Source organism: Aureibaculum koreense (genome assembly GCF_034296135.1).
Classification (GTDB): Bacteria; Bacteroidota; Bacteroidia; order Flavobacteriales; family Flavobacteriaceae; genus Aureibaculum.
The window spans coordinates 46985-64274 of the sequence record NZ_JAXKVV010000014.1 but is presented as its reverse complement, the minus strand read 5'-3'; the positions used below and the strand labels follow the sequence as shown (position 1 = coordinate 64274).

Sequence of the window (17290 nt, the reverse complement as noted above, 5' to 3'; positions counted from 1 at the left end):
CCTAGTACCCTACCGCTCTAGCATCAAAACTCCGAGAATCCGCAGCACCGTAGATTTTATTATTTTGATGGTCAATAGTAATTCCCATAGCTTGTCCTTGCATATTTCTATAATAGACTTCATGGCCTAAAGCTTCATACATTTTTTGCGTATCTGGAGATATGCCATGTCTTTCAAAAGAAGTTTTATTTGGAAACCATTGATGGTGAATTCTAGGTGCTTCAATGGCTTGGGCAATGTTCATATCAAAGTCAATAATATTTAAAATTACTTGCAAAACGGTGTTAATAATTGTTCTTCCACCGGGACTTCCAATAACAATAACCGGCTTGCCATTTTTGGCAACAATCGTCGGTGTCATACTTGATAACATTCTCTTTTCGGGCTGCACCAAATTAGGTTTTGTACCAATTAATCCACGAGAGTTTGTATAACCGGGAATGGGATTGAAATCTCCCATTTCGTTATTCAATAGAAATCCTGCACCTTCAACTACTATTTTATTACCGTAACTATTTTCTAAGGTATAAGTTAACGAGACTGCATTTCCGTCTTTGTCAACTACGGAAATATGAGTGGTTTCAGGGCTTTCAGGTTTTAAATGTTTTGCATTAAAATTTGTAGAATCGCTTATTGAAGCTTTTTGTAAATCAATACTTGCTCTTAAATTATTGGCGTGTTCTTTTGATATTAAATTTTCCAAAGGTAAATCAGGATTAAAATCAGAATCACCCACAAATTCAGCCCTGTCGGCAAAAGCCCTACGCATAGCCTCGGTAAGTATATGTAAAGAAATAGCGGAATTATGTCCAATTTCGCTCAAATTATAACCTTCTAAAATATTCAGCATCTCAACCAAAGCTATACCACCAGAACTTGGTGGTGGCATACCTACAATTTCATAACCTCTGTATGTTCCTAAGATTGGTTTTAACTCTTGAGCTTGGTATTTAGCCAAATCTTTTTCGGTAATAATACCTCCGTTTTTCTTCATAAAATCGGCAATAAGTTTCGCGGTTTTACCTTTGTAAAATCCATCTGCTCCTTTTTCTTGAATTCTTTTTAACGTTTCTGCCAATTCAGGTTGCTTCCAAATTTCACCCGGCTTGTAAGGTGTTTTTCCATCTTTCAAAAAAGTCTTGGCTGTTGACGGATATTTAGATTTACTTCTAGCTATAAAATTCACGAACCATTCATTTCTATATGTTGCCGGAAAACCCTCTTATGCTAATTTTACTGCTGGAGCGACCAAATCCGCCCAAGGTAATTTTCCCATTTTTTGGTGTGCCAAATATAGCCCTGCAACTGTTCCGGGTACTCCCGTTGCTAATAATCCTTCATGATTTGAATTGTCTTTTATCTTTCCATCCTTCCCTAAAAACATAGTTTCCGTTGCGGCAATTGGTGCTTTTTCCCTAAAGTTAAAAGTTGTTTTTTTACCATCATCACCGTAATAAATTAAAAATCCACCACCGCCGATATTTCCCGCAGAAGGTAAAGTAACCGCCAAAGCAAAAGCTGTAGCCACAGATGCATCAATGGCATTTCCTCCTTTTTTTAATATATCTCTTCCTACTTCAGACGCTAAATAATGACTGGTAACCACCATTCCGTTTTCAGCGGGAGCAGGCGTCTTTCCGCTTTGAGCGAAAATTGGACTCGTTATAAATAAAAAAACAAATACAATTATTTTTAAGTAAATTTTCATGGGGATTTTGATTTTGACTAACTTAACAAACCTAATTAAAATATACATTGTACACAATAGAAATTATACCTATAGTATTAATTTGTAATTAATTATAAAAAAAACGTAAATTGTACTGCACTTAAAACCCGAACAAATGAAAACAATGACCTGTAAACAACTAGGCGGACCATGTAATAAGGAGTTTCATGCCAATACCTTTGAAGAAATGGTAGAACAAAGCAAAAAGCACGGTATGGAAATGGTTCAAAAAGGTGATGCGGATCATATTAGGGTAATGGATGAGATGAAAGAAAAAATGAAAACACAGACTCCACAACAAATGCAAGATTGGTTTTATAATAAAAGAATGGAGTTTGATGCACTTCCGGAGAATCAATAGTTGCGAAACCCATACACACTTTCTGAAGGGCTATAACCATACACCAGCAATGGCTTTAAACACCTTCGATAGCCGTCATATTATCTCTTACAAACTCAATTAAAAATATATCAAAAACACTATTTGTAATATAAATAAATAGTAGTATCTTTGCAAACCCTTTTTTAAGGGAAAAATCATTTAATATTAATAGACAAAAACTAATCGTGTGAACACATTAAGTTACAAAACAGTATCGGCTAACAGAACCACTGTAAACAAAGAGTGGGTTTTAGTTGATGCGGACGGACAAACATTGGGTCGTTTAGCTTCTAAAGTAGCAATGCTTATAAGAGGTAAATACAAGCCAAACTACACACCTCACGTTGATTGCGGTGACAATGTAGTAATTATTAACGCAGAAAAAATTGTATTGTCAGGAAACAAATGGACAGATAAATCTTATATCCGTCATACAGGTTACCCTGGAGGTCAAAGATCGCTTACTGCAACTGAGTTGTTTAAAAAAGATCCAACTCGTTTAGTAGAAAAAGCAGTTAAAGGAATGCTACCAAAAAACAAATTGGGTAGTGCTTTATTTAGAAATTTAAATGTCTTTGCTGGTGCCGAGCATAATAAAGAAGCTCAAAAACCAAAGACTATTAACCTTAACGATCTTAGATAATGGATATAGTACATAAAATAGGTAGAAGAAAAACGGCAGTTGCCCGTGCTTATGTTTCTAAAGGAAAAGGAAACATTACCATAAATAAAAGAGAATTAAATAATTATTTTACAACTGGAACTTTACAATATAAAGTATTGCAACCTTTAACTTTAACCGATAATGATAAAAATTACGATGTTAAAGTAAATGTATTTGGAGGTGGAGTTACAGGTCAAGCCGAAGCAATTCGTTTGGCAATAACTAGAGCTTTGGTTTCTATTGATCCAGACTATAAGGCTATTTTAAAACCTGAAGGGTTGTTAACAAGAGATCCAAGAATGGTAGAGCGTAAAAAGTTCGGTCAGAAAAAAGCCCGTAAGAAATACCAATTCTCTAAACGTTAACAGAGAACCACTTTTCGCTTTTCTGCGAAATGTGTGGGATAAGCCTGTCTTGAGCGACAGTCGAAAGGTTAATCCCGCGGAGGAACGACCGCGGGATCTTTTAAAAAACAACAATTATTAATAAATCTGTTTAAGTTTAGCACCCAAATAATTGAGACTCACTCTAAGTGGCTACTTGGTTATTGCTAAATAAGGAACGTAAACTAAAAACAAAATGAACATTCAAATTCAAGAATTACTAGATGCAGGTGTACACTTCGGTCACTTGACAAGAAAATGGAATCCGAACATGGCTCCGTATATCTATACTGAGCGTAACGGAGTACATATTATAGATTTGTACAAAACTTCAGCTAAAATTGAAGAAGCTGGTGCAGCTTTAGAAAAAATTGCAGCTTCAGGTAGAAAAATTTTATTTGTTGCCACAAAAAAACAGGCTAAAGATATTGTTTCTGACAAAGCGGCAAGTGTTAATATGCCTTATATTACTGAAAGATGGCCTGGCGGAATGCTTACCAATTTTGTAACTATCCGTAAAGCTGTTAAAAAAATGGCTCAAATTGATAGAATGAAACAAGATGGTAGCTTTAATGCTTTATCTAAAAGAGAAAAATTACAAATAGACCGTCAAAGAGCTAAACTGGAAAAAAACTTAGGTTCTATTTCTGATATGACGCGTTTACCTGGTGCATTATTTGTTATAGATACAAGAAAAGAGCATATTGCTATTGCTGAAGCTCAAAAGTTGAATATTCCAATTTTTGCTATGGTAGATACTAATTCTGACCCAAGACAAATCGATTTTGTAATTCCTTCAAATGATGATGCTTCAAAATCTATCAATAAGATTTTATCATATACAACTGAAGCTATTGCAAAAGGTTTAGCGGACAGAAAATCTGATAAAGATTCTGATAACGAAAAGCCAAAAGTTTCTAAAAAAGTAGAAAAGGCAAAGGCAAAAACCGAAGAAGTAGTAGAAGAAAAATAACTTATTAAATAACCTAAAGTTAATGGTTAAAAATTGAATAAACCATTAATGGATTAAAGATAAAAACTATGGCAAAAATAACAGCCGCAGAAGTAAATAAATTAAGAAAAGCCACTGGTGCGGGCATGATGGATTGTAAAAATGCACTAGTTGAAGCTGATGGTAATTTTGATACCGCCATCGAAATATTACGTAAAAAAGGACAAAAAGTAGCTGCGAAAAGAGCCGACAGAGACTCTTCTGAAGGTGCGGTTATCGCAGTAGTAAATGACGACGCTACAACTGGAGCTGTTATTTCTTTAAATTGTGAAACCGACTTTGTGGCTAAAAACGATGGATTTGTCGATTTGGCAAATCAATTGGCTAAAATAGCGTTGAGCACTTCATCTAAAGATGAGTTTTTGGCTGCGAATTTTAACGGTATGTCAGTTGCCGATAAATTAATTGAGCAAACGGGTGTAATTGGTGAAAAAATTGAAATTGGTGCCTTTGACAAAGTTGAAGCTCCGTTTGTAGGTTCTTATATTCACGCAGGGAATAAAATTGCCACTTTAGTTGGGCTTTCCGCTACCGCAGATGGTGCAGATGTTGTTGCTAAAGATGTTGCAATGCAAGCCGCAGCCATGGCTCCTATTGCTCTAGATGAAACAGGTGTTGACCAATCGGTTATTGATAAAGAAATTGAAATTGCAAAAGATCAGTTACGTCAAGAGGGTAAACCAGAAGCAATGTTAGATAATATTGCCAAGGGTAAAATAAAACGATTCTTTAAAGATAATACTTTAGTGAATCAAGATTTTATTAAGGACAACAAACAAAGTGTGGCTCAATATGTAAAAACTTTGGGCGATGTTAAAGTTGTTGACTTTAAAAGAGTTGCTTTAGGATAATCAAGCACATAAATATTTTCAAAAACCTCATCAATTGATGGGGTTTTTTTATTTTTGAAATGCTTATATTTGTCAAACTTTCATAATAATGCAATACAAAAGAATTCTATTAAAACTTAGTGGTGAAGCCTTAATGGGCGACAAACAGTTTGGTATTGACTCCACAAGATTAAGCCAATATGCCAAAGACATCAAAACAGTTATTGATAAAGGCATTGAAGTTGCCATAGTAATTGGTGGCGGCAACATATTTAGGGGTTTGGCCGCAGCAGGAAATGGCATGGATAGGGTTCAAGGAGACTATATGGGTATGTTGGCAACCGTAATCAACGGTTTGGCCCTACAAAGTGCATTAGAAGATATTGAGGTTCAAACACGTTTGTTAACCGCTATAAAAATGGAGCAAATTGCCGAACCTTATATTAAAAGACGAGCCGTTAGGCACTTAGAAAAAGGTAGGGTAGTTATTTTCGGAGCTGGAACTGGAAACCCGTATTTTACAACGGATACCGCCGCCGTATTAAGAGCTATTGAAATAGATTCTGATGTAATTTTAAAAGGCACTCGGGTAGATGGTGTTTATACAGCCGACCCTGAAAAGAACATAAATGCTGTAAAATTCGAAAATATTACTTTTAAAGACGTAATGAACAAAGGCTTAAAAGTTATGGATATGACAGCTTTTACCTTAAGTGAGGAAAATAAATTACCAATTATTATATTTGACATGAACAAAGAAGGCAATTTAATGAAGTTGCTCTCTGGAGAAAATATTGGAACAAAAGTTGATATAAAAATTTAGAATTATTTTATTATGAACGAAGAAGTACAATTTATAATAGATACTGCTAAAGAACAAATGGACAACGCGGTAGAACATTTAATTAAAGAATTGGCAAATATTAGGGCCGGCAAGGCATCACCTGCCATGTTAAGGAGCGTAATGGTTGACTATTACGGCTCACAAACGCCTCTAAATCAAGTAGCGAACGTTAATACGCCCGATGCCAGGACAATTAGTATTCAGCCATGGGAAAAGAGTATGTTGCAAGAAATTGAAAGAGGAATAATGCTTGCAAATCTAGGTTTTAATCCGATGAACAACGGCGAAAATATTATTATCAATGTTCCTGCATTGACCGAAGAGCGTCGTAAAAGTCTTGCTAAACAAGCTAAAGCAGAAGCTGAAAACGATAAAATCAGCGTAAGAAATGCACGAAGAGATGCTAACCACGATATTAAGAAGTTGGACATCTCTGAAGATTTGCAAAAAAATGCCGAACAAGATATTCAAGAACTTACAGATAAATACATTAAAAAAATTGACGATCTTTACGAAGTAAAAGAAAAGGAAATTATGACCATATAATTATTGGTTGTCAAAAATAATATTTGTTAAAAAGCACTACGTTCAATCGTGGTGCTTTTTTGCATTACATACACTTTTAATAATAATTTTACCCTATAAAAAATTAGTACCTTTGCCAACATTATAAATTCACAAACTTTTTAATGAATTTTTGGGCTCATATTTCTCGTATTATTATTAAAGGACGTATTCCTATACTAATAATTCTTGCTATCATCACTTATTTTTTGGCCTCACAAATGCAGTATATGCGTTTTTCGCATAGCGAGGCTAATCTGCTACCAAAAAACCATGAAGTAAATTTAGAATACAATAAATTCTTAGAAATTTTTGGAGAAGAAGGTAATTTAATAATCTTAGCTACAAAAGATTCTACCATATATACCGCTAAAAAATTTAATAATTGGAATGCTCTTTCAAATCAGTTAGATTCATTAAATCAAGTTGATTTTACGGTTTCGATTGGTGATATTAAAAAGCTATATAAAGATACCGAAAATGAACGCTTCGATGTTACACCAATTTATGACAAAAAACCAAAAACCGACCAAGAAGTTGAAGAAATAAGAAACGATCTTTTTGAAAACTTGCCCTTTTTTGATAATTTTTTGTTCAATAAAAAGACAGGAACCATCCGAACGGTTATCTATATTAAAAAAGATATCGTAAATACCATTGAACGTAAAAAGTTTATTCTTGAAATTTTAAACCCAACTATTGAAAAGTTTGAAAAAGATAATAATTTAGATGTAAAAGTATCTGGTATGCCATATATCAGGACGATGAATTCTAAAAGCATTACTGATGAAATTGGCATTTTTGTAGTATTGGCACTATTGGTTACCTCTATTATTTTCTTTTTCTTTTTCAGGTCGCATAGGGCAACATTAATCACAATGATTGTGGTAAGCGTTGGTGTAGTTTGGGCCTTTGGCTTTATTGGCTTGTTTAGGTATGAAATTACAGTACTAACCGCTTTAATTCCGCCTTTGATTATTGTTATTGGAGTACCCAACTGTATATTTCTTATCAATAAATACCAACAAGAAATTAAAGAACACGGTAATCAGGCCAGATCTTTACAACGTGTAATCTCTAAAATTGGTAATGCTACTTTGATGACCAATGTAACCACCGCGTCAGGCTTTGCTACTTTTATTTTTACCAAGAGCCAATTGTTAAATGAGTTTGGCATCATCGCTTCAGTAAATATTTTAGCCATATTTATTTTGTCCTTATTAATAATACCAATTATTTATAGCTTTCTGCCAAAACCAAAATACAAACACTTAAAACACCTCGAAAAACGGTGGATGGATAAAGTTGTCAGCTGGATGGAACGTACAGTGCGTCATAAACGTATAGCCGTTTACATTTCTACCGTAGCGGTTATTATTTTTAGCATAATAGGTGTTTATATGATCAGGGTTTCGGGCAGTTTGATAGAAGATATGCCAAAAGGAAAAACTTTCTTCAAGGATATTGTCTTTTTTGAAAAGGAATTTGGTGGCATAATGCCTTTAGAAATAATTATTGACACCAAACGAAAAAAAGGTGTAATGAAACTATCTACGCTAAATCGGATGGATAAACTTGTAGAAATTATAGATGAAATCCCTGAACTTTCATCTACAGTTTCCGTACTTAATTTGGTAAAATACTCCAAACAAGCATATTATAATGGCAATCCAAAATACTATCAATTACCAACTTCCCAAGAACAAAATTTTATATTATCCTATACCAAAAACTCAAATACAAATTCAGATTTACTGAATAATTTTGTTGATTCTACAGGTCAATATGCCCGTATTACAACCTTTATGAAAGATATTGGCACGGATAAAATGGAGCGTATTGAGGAACGTTTACAGGCTAGAATTGACAAAGTGCTACCTGCAGAAAATTATACAGTAACCTTAACAGGTAAAGCTTTGGTCTTTTTAAAAGGCACTAATTATTTGATTAGAAACTTAGTACTTTCATTATCATTGGCCATTCTACTTATTTCATTATTTATGGCTTGGATGTTTAGGTCGTTTAAAATGATCTTGATTTCATTACTGCCCAATATTTTACCTTTATTGGTAACTGCAGGTTTAATGGGGTATTTAGGCGTACCCATAAAACCTTCAACCATTTTAGTATTTAGTATTGCTTTTGGTATATCTGTAGATGATACCATTCACTTTTTAGCTAAATATAGACAGGAATTGCAAGCCAATAACTGGAAAGTAAAAGTATCTGTTTATAATGCGTTACGAGAAACAGGAGTAAGTATGTTCTATACTTCTATTGTGTTGTTTTTTGGATTTTTAGTATTTATTGTTTCCAGTTTTGGTGGCACCATTGCTCTTGGCGGATTGGTATCAGTAACTTTATTATTTGCCATGGTGTCCAATTTATTGTTACTTCCATCGTTATTATTATCCTTAGAAAGACGAATAGCAAACAAAGAAGTATTTAAAAAACCACCTATTCAAATTTTGACCGATAATGAAGATGCTTTAAATGAAGAAATTGAAAATAAAAATTAAATAAAATGAAAGGAATTATTTTAGCTGGCGGAAGTGGCACTAGACTACATCCATTAACCTTGGCTGTAAGTAAGCAATTAATGCCTATCTATGACAAACCAATGATTTATTACCCACTTTCTACATTAATGCTGGCGGGTATTAAAGATATTTTAATTATTTCTACGCCACATGATTTACCAATGTTTGAAAGATTGTTGGGTGATGGCAAACAATTGGGTTGTAGTTTTCATTATAAGGTACAAGAAGTTCCTAACGGATTGGCACAAGCCTTTGTCATTGGAGAAGAATTTATTGGTGATGATAGTGTTACGTTGGTCTTAGGCGATAATATTTTTTACGGAACAGGCTTTCACAAAGCTTTAATTGAAGCGTCTAAAAATGAAGGTGGAACTGTTTTTGCCTATCACGTTAATAATCCAGAACGCTATGGTGTAGTAGAGTTTGATAATGATAATAAAGTGCTTTCTATAGAAGAAAAACCTAAAAACCCCAAATCAAATTTCGCGGTTCCAGGAATTTATTTTTATGACAATACTGTTGTTGAAATTGCAAAAAACCTAAAGCCATCTGCACGTGGTGAGTACGAAATAACCGATGTAAATAAAATCTATTTGCAACAAGACAAATTACATGTTAGTATTCTTAATAGAGGTACGGCTTGGTTAGATACGGGCACATTCCAATCGTTAATGCAAGCACAACAATTCGTACAAGTAATTGAAGAACGACAAGGTTTAAAAATTGGTTGTATTGAAGAAGTAGCCTACAAAAAAGGATTTATTTCAGCCTCTCAACTCAAGAAAATTGCTGAACCGTTATTAAAAAGTGGATATGGTGAATATTTGTTAAGTATTACAACTCATAAGCAAGAATAAAATTACCATTTCTTAATTCCAAATTTCTAAAATCTATCGCTATCTTTGCGACTCATAAATTTTTGAGAAAATGCAAAAGAGTATTGCGGATTTATTACAAGCAGAAAATTTTTTACAAGAAGTTGTTATTAAAGGATGGGTACGTACCTTTAGGGCCAATCGTTTTATAGCATTAAATGATGGTTCAACTATAAACAATATACAATGTGTAGTTGATTTTGAAAATACCGATGAAAGTATTTTAAAACGGATTACCACAGGAGCGGCCGTAGCTATTTCCGGAACTTTAATAGAAAGCCAAGGCAAAGGACAACGTGTTGAGATTGATGTTAAAAATATTGAAATCTTAGGTGATTCCAATCCTGAAGAATACCCCATCCAACCTAAAAAACATAGCTTTGAGTTTTTACGTGAAAACGCTCACTTAAGAATAAGAACCAATACCCTTAGTGCAGTTATGCGTGTAAGATCTGCCCTATCTTTTGCCGTACACAAGTATTTTACCGAAAATGGATTTTACAATTTCCACGCTCCAATCATAACTGGTTCTGACGCAGAAGGTGCAGGCGAAATGTTCAGGGTAACCACAATGGATCCTGAAAATCCACCAAAAGATGATAATGGAAATATTGACTATTCTAAAGATTTTTTTGGTAAAGAAACCAACCTTACCGTATCTGGTCAATTAGAAGCAGAAACTTATGCCATGGGTTTGAGCAAAGTCTACACTTTTGGCCCTACTTTTAGAGCAGAAAACTCTAATACAGCCAGACATTTAGCAGAATTTTGGATGATAGAACCAGAAATGGCATTTTATGATTTAGATGCCAATATGGATTTGGCAGAAGATTTTATTAAAAATGTAGTAAAATATGTTCTTGAACATTGTAAAGACGATTTGGCCTTTTTGGATCAACGCTATACTAAAGAAGAACAATCTAAGCCACAACAAGAACGTAGTGAAATGACGTTGTTGGAAAAATTGAATTTTGTTGTTGACAATAACTTTAGGCGAGTTACTTATACAGAAGCTATTGACATCTTAAGAAATTGCAAACCCAATAAAAAGAAAAAATTTCAGTATCTTATCAATGATTGGGGTGCTGATCTGCAAAGTGAGCATGAACGCTTTTTGGTTGAAAAACATTTTAAATGTCCTGTAATACTTTTTGACTACCCAGCCAACATAAAAGCATTTTATATGCGTTTAAATGATGATGGTAAAACGGTCAGGGCAATGGATGTTCTTTTTCCAGGAATTGGAGAAATAGTTGGGGGGTCACAACGTGAAGAACGTTTAGAAGTGCTAAAAGAAAAAATAAAAGCTTTGGACATTGACGAAGAGGAATTGTGGTGGTATTTAGATCTACGTAAATTTGGTACAGCGGTACATTCCGGTTTTGGACTCGGTTTTGAGCGTCTAGTACAATTTACCACTGGTATGGGTAATATTAGGGATGTTATTCCGTTTCCTAGAACACCACAAAATGCGGAATTCTAGTTAAATAATTGCCTAGTATTTGGGTATTTGATTTAAAAAAATTAAGATGAAAAAAATAGTAATAATAGTAACCTTATTCAATTATATTTTTAGCTTCTCTCAGGAAGTGATTGAAGAGACTATTCTCGAATCAACGGAGGTAGAAGAAACGGTCATTGAAAGTACGGAAACTGGAAATGTAAATCAATATTACCAAAATAATACGACTGATATAGTTACCGGGGAAATCGATAACACATTACTCATTTTTAAAGGAAAAAACTCATCGCTTTATGGTTTAAAAGACAAAGCTGGTAAAATTTTGGTAAAGCCCATTTTTTATTCCATAAATTCTTACGGGTCTACAAAAGATAGAATAAAGGCTTCTTTAAGTTATGGAAAAGAAGGTATAATAGACGGCAGAGGTAATATCATTATCCCTTTTGAATATTCAGGTTTTTATAATAACAATCGTAATGTTTATACGGCAAAAAAAGATGGAAAATCCTATATGTTCGATTATTATGGTAATAAATTATTAAAAAAAGCCTATGATGAAATTTCCATTGACGATATATATTGCAAGATAAAAGAAAATGGCTTCTATGGAATGTTAAATAGTAATGGTGAAGAACTTTTACCTACTAAGTATGATGAAATATATTATTTCCCTCAAGAAGAATGGTTTTTGGTTACAAAAAACGGTGTAAGTAATATTATTTATAGCAATGGTAAAAATGTTTTTGGCAACAAATTTTCATCGGTATCCAAACTTGATTATTACTTTAAATATATTTTAGCGGAGAAAGGTGGAAAATTTGGTATTATCGATAAAAATGGTAACGAAATAACACCCATAATTTTTGATGACATAGAAAAAGATTATAACGGTAACTTTTTTATCGTCAAACAAAATGAAAAATGGGGCCTTTATAATATAATCTTCAATCAATTTTTAATTGAACCTACTTATGATAATATTAGAATGCTATCCAATAATTATTATCTGGTAAAAACACAAAACAATAAAACGCTAATTGATATTCTTTTGAATAAAAAAATTGATTTTACTTCTTACGATGAGGTTAATAATTACATCAATAAAAACATAGCAGTTGTAAAACAAAATGAATTAAGAGGTGCAGTAAATGTTGAGTCCGGTAAATTGGTTATACCTACAAAATATAATTATTTAGATGTAAATTCATATTATATAAAAGGAACCCTGCCTAATAGTAGACTTTCCGATTTATATAATTATGATGGTGATCTAATTTATAAAAACGTAAGCTTTATTAAAAGTTTGAGCAATTACGCTTATAGTAAAATAACATCAGAAGGTAAAATGGGGCTTATGTACAAGGGCGATGAATTAATCCCTGCCGAATTTGATCAAATTGAAGATTTTAAGAATATATCATCTTATGTGTTGGTAAAAAAAGATAATAAATCAGGAGTTGTAAGCTTAAATGATGGTAGTTTTTTAATACCTTTAAATTCAGGTACAATTTCTATTGATGAAGATAAAAATATCATCAATCACAAAAATAAGAAATATCGAATTACTTTAAATAAATTGGTCGAAATAAAATAATTAATGTTAAAACAAAGTCTTCAATATAAGTTATTACAAAAATTATCACCACAGCAAATACAGCTGATGAAGATGATTCAATTGCCTACACAAGCTTTTGAGCAAAAAGTAAAACAAGAAATTGAAGAAAACCCGGCATTGGATAGTGGAAAAGACGAAGGTGATGACTATGACAGCGACCTTCAGAATGATGATTATGACGATTCTGGCAATGAAACTATTGAAACAGACGTAAATATTGACGAATATTTGAGCGATGACGAAATGCCCAGTTATAAACTGAAAAGTAATAATTATAGTAGCGATGATGATGAAAAAAACATACCCTATGCGGCAGGTACATCCTTCAATCAGCATTTAACCGCTCAGCTCAATACTTTTAGGTTAAATGAACAAGAATATCAAATAGCGGAGTTCTTGGTTGGAAGCATTGACGAAAGCGGTTATATTAGAAGAGAAATTGATGATATTGTTGACGATTTAGCCTTCTCTGAAAACATATTTACAGAAGCCTCTGAAGTAAAACGAATGCTGGGTTATGTTCAGAAATTAGATCCAGCGGGTGTTGGGGCACAAAGTTTAGAAGAATGCCTGTTAATACAATTAAAACGAAAATCTACAACCAAAGAGAGGGCATTGGCCATAAAAATACTAGAAAATGCCTTTGAACATTTTGTTAAAAAGCACTACAAAAAACTGATTCAAAAATTTGATATTACAGAAGATGAATTAAAAGGTGCAATTAACGAAATTGAGAAACTAAACCCCAAACCCGGGGGTTCTTATGCCAATAGCAATAAAATTGTAGAACAAATTGTACCTGATTTTTCCATCCGAATTATCGAAGGTGAGCTGGACTTGACATTAAATTCCAGAAATGCCCCAGAACTGCACATTTCAAATGAATATAACAATATGCTGAAAGGTTATGCGGCTTCTAAAGATAAATCAAAATCACAAAAAGATGCCGTGCAGTTTATTAAACAAAAACTAGATGCCGCAAAGTGGTTTATAGATGCCATAAAGCAACGTCAGCAGACCTTGTTGCTTACTATGAACGCTATTATGCACATGCAAGAAGAATATTTTTTAACTGGAGATGAACGTAAGCTCAAACCAATGATTTTAAAGGATATTGCCGATAAAATAAATATGGATGTTTCTACGGTTTCAAGGGTTGCCAATAGCAAATATGTAGATACGCCTTATGGTACAAAATTGATAAAGAATTTCTTTTCCGAATCTATGATGACGGATCAAGGTGAAGAGGTTTCAACCAGAGAAATTAAAAAAATATTGGATACCGTTGTTAAAGAAGAAAATAAGAAAAAACCATTAACGGATGAAAAACTGGCCAAAATCTTAAAGGACAAAGGTTATTTAATTGCCCGAAGAACGGTTGCAAAATACAGGGAGCAATTAAACATCCCTGTAGCCAGATTGCGAAAAGAAATATAAATACCACAGATGCAATTTGCTAAACTCATTTCTTTCGTATTTCATCCTATTATAGTACCCATAGCGAGTGCTTTACTCTATTTTATTCTTGTTCCCAATCACATTCCAAAAGCGTTTTCTTATCGCGTTTTAGGGCTTATTTTCATCACAACTTATATTTTACCAGTAATTCTGTTATTTTTCTTAAAAAAGATAAAACTAATAGAAGATTTTTACCTAAATTCAATAAATGAGCGTAAATTTCCAGTCACTTTTTTTATCGTTCTTAGCTTTTTAATTGGTTATTTATTATTAAAATTTGACATTATAAATTTGTTGGCCATTTCATTTTTCGCATGTAGCTTAGCTTTGGTAGTAGTGTATATACTGTTCTTTTTTAAAATTAAAACAAGTTTACATGCCTTAGCTATTGCAGGTCAAATCGGTTTTATTTCAGTAATCAGTTACGAGTATAAAAACAACTTGTTACTGTTACTCATTGTTTTATTCTTATTATTTGGTGTAGTGGCCACGTCTAGGTTACAGTTGAAAGCCCATAATTTACCAGAAGTCGTTCTCGGCTTTTTTGTGGGGTTTTTATCTCAAATTTTTATGTACACTTATTTTATATTTTAAGAATAAAATTTCTTAAATTACAGTATATAAAAAATCAACCCTACCCTAAATTCCTTTATTTTTATGGGTGTAGTATCGTTTAGATTTGCTTTTGAAAACAAATCCGAAAGTCCATAGTAAATATTAAGGTTCCATGTTCCATAGCCCATAGAAAGCGATAAGCCATATTGTAGCTTATTAAGTTCATCTATTCTATTAATTTTAACGGTATTGTCGCTTCCTCTAAACTTTGAATTAGTAGCAAAAGCATAACTTATTTTACCTCCGAAATAAATTCTGTAGAATTTATATTTGTCAATTGTAGAAGTTCGCCATCTAAATTCAATCGGGACTTCTACCGCATGTAAAGAAAATTTATTGCTTTTAAATCCATCGCCAACTTCAAACTGTGTTATCTCATCCGGTCTGGTAATCTTTAAATTCTGATAATAGGTATGCCTTCCATAACCCAACCCAACACCTAAAGCAAGATTTCTTCTTTCGTTTAAAGGTATGTCTTTAATAAAACCTAAAACTAGACTATTGGAAAAACCGTTACTTGAAATACTATCTGGTAACTTGTTCATTAAAATATATGAAAGACCTATATAGATTTGGTCTTCCAAATATCGGCTATCTTTTATTGTATCCTTGTTTATAATCGTATCATTTTGTGCGGAAAGCACTCCACAAAGCATAAAACAGCATAAAAAATATTTTATCATAAAAACAAATATAAAAAAACAAAAGGCAATCTTTTCAGATTGCCTTTTTAAAAATTTTAAAACAATAAATTATCTATTTAATATTATCCATTGCACTTCCTTTGGTAGTGGAATAATTTACTTTAAGTGCATTAACATCTCTCAATTCTTGTTTTATGTCTGTAATTGTGCCAACATTTGACTTAATGTCAGCTTTAATAGAGGTAGTTAATGTAGGTATTACTTGTTCTGGATGCTGAGCTCTTTCGGCATAAATAAAACTTTTGATGTCTGATACGCTAGAAATTCTATCGTTTAACTGAATTTTATCACCAGGTGTACCATCTTTTGCTTTGCCCACATAAATATAGCTAACCAAACTCTTTTTTTCCAACTTCTTAACCTGATCAGCAGATGGTAATTTAGGGGTCTGTATCTTCAATTCGGTCTCACGCATTACAGTAGTTACCATAAAAAAGAACAGCAACATAAATACAATATCCGGTAAAGCCGCCGTATTTACAGCAGGCATTCCTTTTTTCTTCTTTCCAAATTTCGCCATATCTTATTTTATTTAGTAGGTTCTGCCTCAGAAATAATTTGAGGGTAAATTTCTTTACTAATATTTTCTTGTTGTGCAGCGGGTAAATCTTCATAAGCACGTCCATACTTTTTCTGGGCATACTTGTTTCTTAAATCCGTATAAGCACCCACCAATTCGTTTTGAACCGCTATATACATAGCGTAAGACGTGCCTCTATCGCTCTGCAAAGAAATAACCGCTTTTTTTGGATGGTCAGAAGAGGCAGGGTCTTTATCGCCCTCGCACCACGTACATGGCGTTAAACCTTCTTTTTGCAAGTCTGCAGCAGTACCGCCACCATTGTCTATAAATTTCATAGCGGCTTCTCTCAGGTCTTTTACCTGCATGTACGTTTCGCCCTCAACCAGAATCTCATCATTTCGGTTAACATTTACTTCAAAAACGTTTTTTTCTTTTAGAATAGGCGGGGTTACATTAGGATCTTGCTTTTCCGGTAGTTTACGCGAAATACCTATATCGGTATCCATGGTAGTGGTTACCAAAAAGAATATCAATAACAAGAACGCAATATCCGCCATAGAACCTGCATTAATTTCTGGTGTGTCTCTTCTTGCCATAATATTTTTATTTACCTAATGATTTTACGAATCCCCAACCTATAACAAGCAAACCGATCAATCCTAAAATTCCTGTAAAGTTAATTAGTGCTGTTACTTTTTTGGTGAGAGCATGAGCTGCATCACCCGTTAATATTTTATCTGACATATCTTTGATTTCAACTGCTTTACCTTGTGCATCTGTAGCCAACTCGTCTCCAGCTGTAAAATAAGCCAGTAAAAACAGGCCTATAAATATACCAAAGGTAATTAAGGTCTTTTTTAATGATTCAGGGTGTTTAACAATATTCAATATTGAGAACACAACCGCAATCAAAGCCGTTGCAATTAACAGATAAGTTGAAAACTTTATCATCGGATCTACTATACTGCCTTGTAAAGCTGAATCCGTCTCAATTGCGTCACTTCCGGCCATAATAATTCTGACCAAGAAAAAGACACCAATCAATCCTAAAACAGCAGCAACAATAGTTACTATTTTTGATTTATCCATG

Annotated in this window: 17 protein-coding genes and 1 pseudogene; 13 read left to right on the top strand and 5 right to left on the bottom strand. The window is 33.3% G+C overall.

The window, feature by feature from the left end; all coding sequences use genetic code 11:
- Nucleotide 1 precedes the first annotated feature (1 nt).
- Nucleotides 2–1609 (bottom strand): annotated as a pseudogene (ggt, locus tag UMM65_RS12315) (gamma-glutamyltransferase).
- A 244-nt stretch (nt 1610–1853) separates the two neighbouring features.
- Here ggt and UMM65_RS12310 point away from each other — a divergent pair.
- From UMM65_RS12310 to UMM65_RS12250, 13 genes are all read left to right on the top strand, one after another.
- Nucleotides 1854–2090, top strand: a complete 237-nt coding sequence (locus tag UMM65_RS12310; protein ID WP_321976895.1) for a DUF1059 domain-containing protein — start codon at nt 1854–1856, stop codon at nt 2088–2090.
- A gap of 208 nt (nt 2091–2298) precedes the next feature.
- Nucleotides 2299–2754: a 50S ribosomal protein L13 gene (gene rplM, locus UMM65_RS12305; RefSeq protein ID WP_321976893.1), complete on the top strand. Its 456-nt coding sequence runs from the start codon at nt 2299–2301 to the stop codon at nt 2752–2754.
- Nucleotides 2754–3140, top strand: coding sequence for a 30S ribosomal protein S9 (gene rpsI, locus UMM65_RS12300; protein ID WP_321976891.1), 387 nt, complete (start codon nt 2754–2756; stop codon nt 3138–3140). The genes rplM and rpsI overlap by 1 nt, the downstream gene beginning before the upstream one ends.
- Nucleotides 3141–3354: 214 nt before the next feature.
- Nucleotides 3355–4131, top strand: a complete 777-nt coding sequence (rpsB, locus tag UMM65_RS12295; protein WP_321976889.1) for a 30S ribosomal protein S2 — start codon at nt 3355–3357, stop codon at nt 4129–4131.
- A 68-nt stretch (nt 4132–4199) separates the two neighbouring features.
- Nucleotides 4200–5021, top strand: coding sequence for a translation elongation factor Ts (gene tsf / locus UMM65_RS12290; RefSeq protein WP_321976888.1), 822 nt, complete (start codon nt 4200–4202; stop codon nt 5019–5021).
- 88 nt (nt 5022–5109) lie between these two features.
- Nucleotides 5110–5823 (top strand): UMP kinase, encoded by a 714-nt coding sequence (gene pyrH / locus UMM65_RS12285; RefSeq protein ID WP_321976887.1) that lies wholly within the window; start codon nt 5110–5112, stop codon nt 5821–5823.
- A gap of 12 nt (nt 5824–5835) precedes the next feature.
- Nucleotides 5836–6390, top strand: a complete 555-nt coding sequence (gene frr / locus UMM65_RS12280) for a ribosome recycling factor (protein ID WP_321976886.1) — start codon at nt 5836–5838, stop codon at nt 6388–6390.
- A gap of 143 nt (nt 6391–6533) precedes the next feature.
- Nucleotides 6534–8927 carry an efflux RND transporter permease subunit gene (locus UMM65_RS12275; protein ID WP_321976885.1) on the top strand — a complete coding sequence of 798 codons (2394 nt, stop codon included), beginning with the start codon at nt 6534–6536 and terminating at the stop codon, nt 8925–8927.
- A 5-nt stretch (nt 8928–8932) separates the two neighbouring features.
- Nucleotides 8933–9805: a glucose-1-phosphate thymidylyltransferase RfbA gene (gene rfbA, locus UMM65_RS12270; RefSeq protein WP_321976884.1), complete on the top strand. Its 873-nt coding sequence runs from the start codon at nt 8933–8935 to the stop codon at nt 9803–9805.
- 70 nt (nt 9806–9875) lie between these two features.
- Entirely contained in the window at nt 9876–11306 is a 1431-nt protein-coding gene (gene asnS, locus UMM65_RS12265; RefSeq protein WP_321976883.1) for an asparagine--tRNA ligase, read from the top strand.
- Between the two features lie 46 nt (nt 11307–11352).
- A complete protein-coding gene (locus UMM65_RS12260; protein WP_321976882.1) occupies nt 11353–12879 on the top strand; it encodes a WG repeat-containing protein in 1527 nt (508 codons plus the stop codon).
- A 3-nt stretch (nt 12880–12882) separates the two neighbouring features.
- The gene (gene rpoN, locus UMM65_RS12255; RefSeq protein ID WP_321976880.1) at nt 12883–14337 is read left to right on the top strand and encodes an RNA polymerase factor sigma-54; all 1455 of its coding nucleotides are present in this window, start codon (nt 12883–12885) and stop codon (nt 14335–14337) included.
- A 9-nt stretch (nt 14338–14346) separates the two neighbouring features.
- Nucleotides 14347–14952: a hypothetical protein gene (locus tag UMM65_RS12250; protein WP_321976878.1), complete on the top strand. Its 606-nt coding sequence runs from the start codon at nt 14347–14349 to the stop codon at nt 14950–14952.
- 17 nt (nt 14953–14969) lie between these two features.
- Here the strand turns inward: UMM65_RS12250 and UMM65_RS12245 are convergent, their stop codons facing one another.
- From UMM65_RS12245 to UMM65_RS12230, 4 genes are all read right to left on the bottom strand, one after another.
- On the bottom strand, nt 14970–15656 hold the full coding sequence (locus tag UMM65_RS12245) for a porin family protein (RefSeq protein WP_321976877.1): 687 nt from the start codon (nt 15654–15656) through the stop codon (nt 14970–14972).
- Between the two features lie 73 nt (nt 15657–15729).
- Nucleotides 15730–16197, bottom strand: a complete 468-nt coding sequence (locus tag UMM65_RS12240) for an ExbD/TolR family protein (protein ID WP_321976876.1) — start codon at nt 16195–16197, stop codon at nt 15730–15732.
- Between the two features lie 8 nt (nt 16198–16205).
- Nucleotides 16206–16796, bottom strand: coding sequence for an ExbD/TolR family protein (locus UMM65_RS12235; protein WP_321976875.1), 591 nt, complete (start codon nt 16794–16796; stop codon nt 16206–16208).
- 7 nt (nt 16797–16803) lie between these two features.
- Nucleotides 16804–17289: a hypothetical protein gene (locus UMM65_RS12230; RefSeq protein ID WP_321976874.1), complete on the bottom strand. Its 486-nt coding sequence runs from the start codon at nt 17287–17289 to the stop codon at nt 16804–16806.
- Between the last annotated feature and the right edge of the window lies 1 nt (nt 17290).